The sequence below is a fragment of the Dolichospermum sp. LEGE 00240 genome, assembly GCF_015207875.1.
Lineage (GTDB): Bacteria > Cyanobacteriota > Cyanobacteriia > Cyanobacteriales > Nostocaceae > Dolichospermum > Dolichospermum gracile.
Genome location: NZ_JADEVZ010000148.1, coordinates 1 through 3,691 on the forward strand (window position 1 = coordinate 1; position 3,691 = coordinate 3,691).

A 3,691-nucleotide genomic window follows, 5' to 3' on the forward strand; every position below is an offset into this window, starting at 1 on the left:
GGGTTGTGGAACGTACTTTTGGCTGGCTGATGGGTTGTCGTCGGTTAGTCAGAGACTACGAGTTATTACCTGAAACCTCTGAGACTTTTATCTATCTAGCTATGATCCGTATCATGCTCAGGCGATTAGCATAAATTTTGACTCCTCAAAACTTTTCAAACATCCTCTTAGATACTTTTGGATTAGGTGGTCTTGTTGAAGGAATCCGAGGACGGGAATTAGTTACTGGTCGCTGTCTCGGTACTGAAGAAAGAAGTCAAGGTATCGGACAAGGACTAGGTAACGCTGTCACATTGGCAGGAGGTGCTAAAGTCTTTAAATCTGCTTTTACGAAAGGTTATCCATATAGAGGTTTACCACAAGGATTAACGCAAGAGCAGTTTGGAGAAATTTCAGGAGTTATTCGTTCCTCCAAAGCTGGAAATTATGGCGATGATATTGTTGTACAAGGTAGTCGTGCAAAGGGATCAGCTAATTCTAACTCTGACATTGATTTTGGAATTAGAGTTCCTTCTAATAAGTTTAATGAGATACTTCAAGAACGATTTGGTACTCCTAATCCTGGTTCAGCGAAAGAGAGAACGTTAAAACGCGCTATTGAAACTGGAAAAATACAATCTGGTGAGGCTGGTTTAAGTCCTTTGCGAAAAACACTTGAAAATAAATTGGGAATGGACGTAGATATTTCAATAATTAGGCAAGGAGGTCCTTTCGATCAAAAACCTATCATTCCTTTACCAAAAAACAATTAAAAATGGAGAAATTTAACAATTATGGGTGAACGCCAAAACCTCTACTGCAAAATTTATCTAGATTGTGATATTAGTCTAGATGAGTTAATCCGAACTATCGCTGCTTTGGTTCATGGTCGGATTAATCGTCGGAGTGTTTTATGTGCTGGTTACGAAATTGACGCAAGAAAGAACGAAGATTTTGACGAGAATCTTCGTTGTGACTATCCTGATGGGTTTCTTTACTATCCTTATTCTATTGATATAGAACCAACTGAAGAGATACTACCAATTTTGTATAAAGAAACAATTGCTAAACTTTTAGAAACTTTTTGGGATAAAAATTATCAAGCTGTTGCTGCTTGTGACTTTGAAGATGAACTACCCAGAAAAGGAGGATATAAATGGAAGTGATAATCTTGATTTTTGAAAGAAAACACTAAAGAAATCAGATTACATTTAATTTAATGCTTAATTTTTTGAGTAAATACGCGATAGCACAATCGCTGACTTGTCAGTTCGCCTTTCTTTTGTTTTGGGAAATGTGATCGCTTTTTGGGAATGTGGAGGGGCGATCGCTGTTTTGGGAGATGTGGGGAGGGCGATCGCTTTTAGGGGATGTGGGAGGGCGATCGCTGTTTGGCGATATGTGAGGGGCGATCGCTTTTGGGGATGTGAGAGGGCGATCACTTTTTAGGGATGTAAGGGGCGATCGCTTTTGGGATGTGGGGGGGCGATCGCTTTTTGGGGATGTGGAGAATCGAGAACTAATCATCTCTATTTCCACGAGTTAAATAACGGACTTCCTCCAATAAAATATTAAATCGCTGATCGCTTTCAGCTTGTCTTTGTTTGATCAATTCCATTTCACGCTGATTTTGAGCAGCTACTTGTAGCAATGCTTGAGCCGTTACTCTCAACCCATCTATGCTATCTTTAACTTCAGTTATACTTTCCCTAACTTCAGTCACACTTTCTCGCAACTCAGTCACACTTTCTCGCAACTCAGTCACACTGGAAGCCAAATCATCAAGCATTTCATCATTCCACCGTTGTACACTCATAGTATGTTTTTAATATTGCAATTAAACTAATATTCTAATTATACCAAAGATATCGCTTTTAAGAATGTGAGAAGGCGATCGCTGTTTGGCGATATGTGAGGAGGGCGATCGCTTTTTGGGGGATGTGGGGGTGCGATAGCGCAAGCACTGACTTGTCAGTTCGCTGTTTGGGATGTGGGAGGGCGATCTCTTTTTGGGGATGTGGGGAGTGCGCTCGCTTGTTGGGATGTGGGAGTGCGATCGCTGTTTGGGATGTGAGAGGGCGATCGCTGTTTGGGGTGTGAGAGGGCGATCGCTGTTTGGGGTTGTGAGGGCGATAGCGAAGCGCTGCTGCAAGCAGTTCGCTGTTTGGGATGTGGGGGCGATAGCGAAGCGCTGCTGCAAGCAGTTCGCTTTTTGGGGATGTGGGGGCGATGGCGAAGCGCTGCTGCAAGCAGTTCGCTTTTTGGGGATGTGGGGGCGATCGCTGTTGGGGATGTGGGAGGGCGATCGCTTTTTGGTGTGGAGTGCGATCGCTGTTTTGGGATGTGGGGAGGGCGATCGCTTTTTGGGGATAAGAGTCAAAAAAGGCTATAATCATAGTTGTACCTAACTATGTACAACTCTAGCCATGAACATCGTCAACTTTAGCGAAGCAAGAAACAATTTTAAATCCGTACTAGATACAGTAGCTAATGATAAAAACTGTACCGTCATTGTGAGAAGAGATGCAGAAGATGCTGTAGTCATGTCTAAAAGTTATTATGACAGTCTGATGGAAACAGTTTATCTGTTAAAATCTCCTGCTAATGCTCAACATTTAGAAGAAGCGATCGCCGAATACAAAGCAGGGAAAACACAAGAACACGATTTAATCGATGCGTAAATTAGCTTGGGGTAGTAAAGCTTGGAAAGATTATCTTTATTGGCAATCTCAAGACAAGAAAACTTTAAAAAGAATCAATCGACTTATCGAAGATACTTTATCAGATCCCTTTGAAGGAATCGGTAAACCCGAACCATTGAAAGAGAATTTGTCAGGTTTTTGGTCTCGCCGTATTGATGAAACAAATCGCCTTATTTATGCTATCGATGATGATTATCTGACAATTATTTCATGTCGCTATCATTATCAAGAATAATCAGTGTAATCGCTTTTTGGGGAGGTGAGGGCGATCGCTTTTGGGATGTGGGAGGTGCGATCGCTTTTGGGATGTGGGAGTGCGATCGCTTTTTGGGGTGTGAGAGGGCGATAGCGCAAGCGCTGACTTGTCAGTTCGCTTTTTGGGGATGTGGAGAATCGAGAACTAATCATCTCTATTTCCACGAGTTAAATAACGGACTTCCTCCAATAAAATATTAAATCGCTGATCGCTTTCAGCTTGTCTTTGTTTTACCAATTCCATTTCACGCTGATTTTGAGCAGCTACTTGTAGCAATGCTTGAGCCGTTACTCTCAACCCATCTATGCTATCTTTAACTTCAGTTATAGTTTCCCTAACTTCAGTTATACTTTCTCGCAACTCATTCACACTGGAAGCCAAATCATCAAGCATTTCATCATTCCACCGTTGTACAGTCATAGTATGTTCTTAATATTGCAATTAAACTAATATTCTGATTATACCAAAGATATCGCTTGTTTGGGAATGTGAGAGGGCGATCGCTTTTAGGGGATGTGAGGGCGATAGCGAAGCGCTGCTGCAAGCAGTTCGCTTTTTAGGGATGTAAGGGGCGATCGCTTGAGGTTGTGAAAATTGTTAGAAATAATTATCTGCTAGTAACTAAATTAGGACTTACGCATTGACAAAGTAGTAAAATAGTGTATTGATAAAAAGTATCATCTACTTATCAGGTATCGGACAATTAGAAAAATCAGCAAACCTTCCACAGCACAATGCAATCTGGAACATTACA

10 protein-coding genes are annotated in these 3,691 nt (G+C 41.5%); 5 read left to right on the forward strand and 5 right to left on the reverse strand.

Annotation, left to right across the window (positions count from 1 at the left end):
* The 3 genes from IQ226_RS24525 to IQ226_RS24535 all read left to right on the forward strand — a co-directional run.
* Positions 1-134: transposase (locus IQ226_RS24525; RefSeq protein ID WP_193897896.1), on the forward strand; the 134-nt coding region annotated here is incomplete at its 5' end.
* A gap of 3 nt (positions 135-137) precedes the next feature.
* A complete protein-coding gene (locus IQ226_RS24530; RefSeq protein WP_228039665.1) occupies positions 138-752 on the forward strand; it encodes a nucleotidyltransferase domain-containing protein in 615 nt (204 codons plus the stop codon).
* 21 nt (positions 753-773) lie between these two features.
* Positions 774-1,145: a 1,4-dihydroxy-6-naphthoate synthase gene (locus IQ226_RS24535; RefSeq protein WP_193899726.1), complete on the forward strand. Its 372-nt coding sequence runs from the start codon at positions 774-776 to the stop codon at positions 1,143-1,145.
* A 100-nt stretch (positions 1,146-1,245) separates the two neighbouring features.
* Here IQ226_RS24535 and IQ226_RS24540 read toward each other — a convergent pair whose 3' ends face one another.
* From IQ226_RS24540 to IQ226_RS24550, 3 genes are read right to left on the reverse strand one after another with little or no spacing between them, the layout of a single operon-like run.
* Complete coding sequence (locus tag IQ226_RS24540) at positions 1,246-1,506, reverse strand: hypothetical protein (RefSeq protein ID WP_193899728.1); 261 nt, start codon at positions 1,504-1,506, stop codon at positions 1,246-1,248.
* The gene (locus IQ226_RS24545) at positions 1,499-1,795 is read right to left on the reverse strand and encodes a hypothetical protein (protein WP_028091146.1); all 297 of its coding nucleotides are present in this window, start codon (positions 1,793-1,795) and stop codon (positions 1,499-1,501) included. Before IQ226_RS24545 ends, IQ226_RS24540 begins: the two co-directional genes overlap by 8 nt.
* Positions 1,796-1,853: 58 nt before the next feature.
* Positions 1,854-2,375 carry a hypothetical protein gene (locus IQ226_RS24550; RefSeq protein ID WP_193899730.1) on the reverse strand — a complete coding sequence of 174 codons (522 nt, stop codon included), beginning with the start codon at positions 2,373-2,375 and terminating at the stop codon, positions 1,854-1,856.
* A gap of 30 nt (positions 2,376-2,405) precedes the next feature.
* Here IQ226_RS24550 and IQ226_RS24555 point away from each other — a divergent pair, with 30 nt between their 5' ends.
* Entirely contained in the window at positions 2,406-2,660 is a 255-nt protein-coding gene (locus tag IQ226_RS24555; RefSeq protein WP_039201895.1) for a type II toxin-antitoxin system Phd/YefM family antitoxin, read from the forward strand.
* Positions 2,653-2,916: a Txe/YoeB family addiction module toxin gene (locus IQ226_RS24560; RefSeq protein ID WP_168643673.1), complete on the forward strand. Its 264-nt coding sequence runs from the start codon at positions 2,653-2,655 to the stop codon at positions 2,914-2,916. The genes IQ226_RS24555 and IQ226_RS24560 overlap by 8 nt, the downstream gene beginning before the upstream one ends.
* Here IQ226_RS24560 and IQ226_RS24565 read toward each other — a convergent pair.
* Both IQ226_RS24565 and IQ226_RS24570 read right to left on the reverse strand, forming a co-directional pair.
* Entirely contained in the window at positions 2,907-3,089 is a 183-nt protein-coding gene (locus IQ226_RS24565; RefSeq protein ID WP_193899732.1) for a hypothetical protein, read from the reverse strand. The two genes, IQ226_RS24560 and IQ226_RS24565, sit on opposite strands and share 10 nt — an antisense overlap.
* Positions 3,082-3,357: a hypothetical protein gene (locus IQ226_RS24570; protein WP_193899734.1), complete on the reverse strand. Its 276-nt coding sequence runs from the start codon at positions 3,355-3,357 to the stop codon at positions 3,082-3,084. The genes IQ226_RS24565 and IQ226_RS24570 overlap by 8 nt, the downstream gene beginning before the upstream one ends.
* Between the last annotated feature and the right edge of the window lie 334 nt (positions 3,358-3,691).

Bases quoted from the DNA above. Each gene is read 5' to 3' on its own strand.
- IQ226_RS24560 (WP_168643673.1), top strand. From the start codon at position 2,653: ATGCGTAAATTAGCTTGGGGTAGTAAAGCTTGGAAAGATTATCTTTAT.
- IQ226_RS24545 (WP_028091146.1), bottom strand. From the start codon at position 1,795: ATGAGTGTACAACGGTGGAATGATGAAATGCTTGATGATTTGGCTTCC.
- IQ226_RS24550 (WP_193899730.1), bottom strand. From the start codon at position 2,375: ATGATTATAGCCTTTTTTGACTCTTATCCCCAAAAAGCGATCGCCCTC.
- IQ226_RS24540 (WP_193899728.1), bottom strand. From the start codon at position 1,506: ATGATTAGTTCTCGATTCTCCACATCCCCAAAAAGCGATCGCCCCCCC.
- IQ226_RS24565 (WP_193899732.1), bottom strand. From the start codon at position 3,089: ATGATTAGTTCTCGATTCTCCACATCCCCAAAAAGCGAACTGACAAGT.
- IQ226_RS24535 (WP_193899726.1), top strand. From the start codon at position 774: ATGGGTGAACGCCAAAACCTCTACTGCAAAATTTATCTAGATTGTGAT.
- IQ226_RS24570 (WP_193899734.1), bottom strand. From the start codon at position 3,357: ATGACTGTACAACGGTGGAATGATGAAATGCTTGATGATTTGGCTTCC.
- IQ226_RS24555 (WP_039201895.1), top strand. From the start codon at position 2,406: ATGAACATCGTCAACTTTAGCGAAGCAAGAAACAATTTTAAATCCGTA.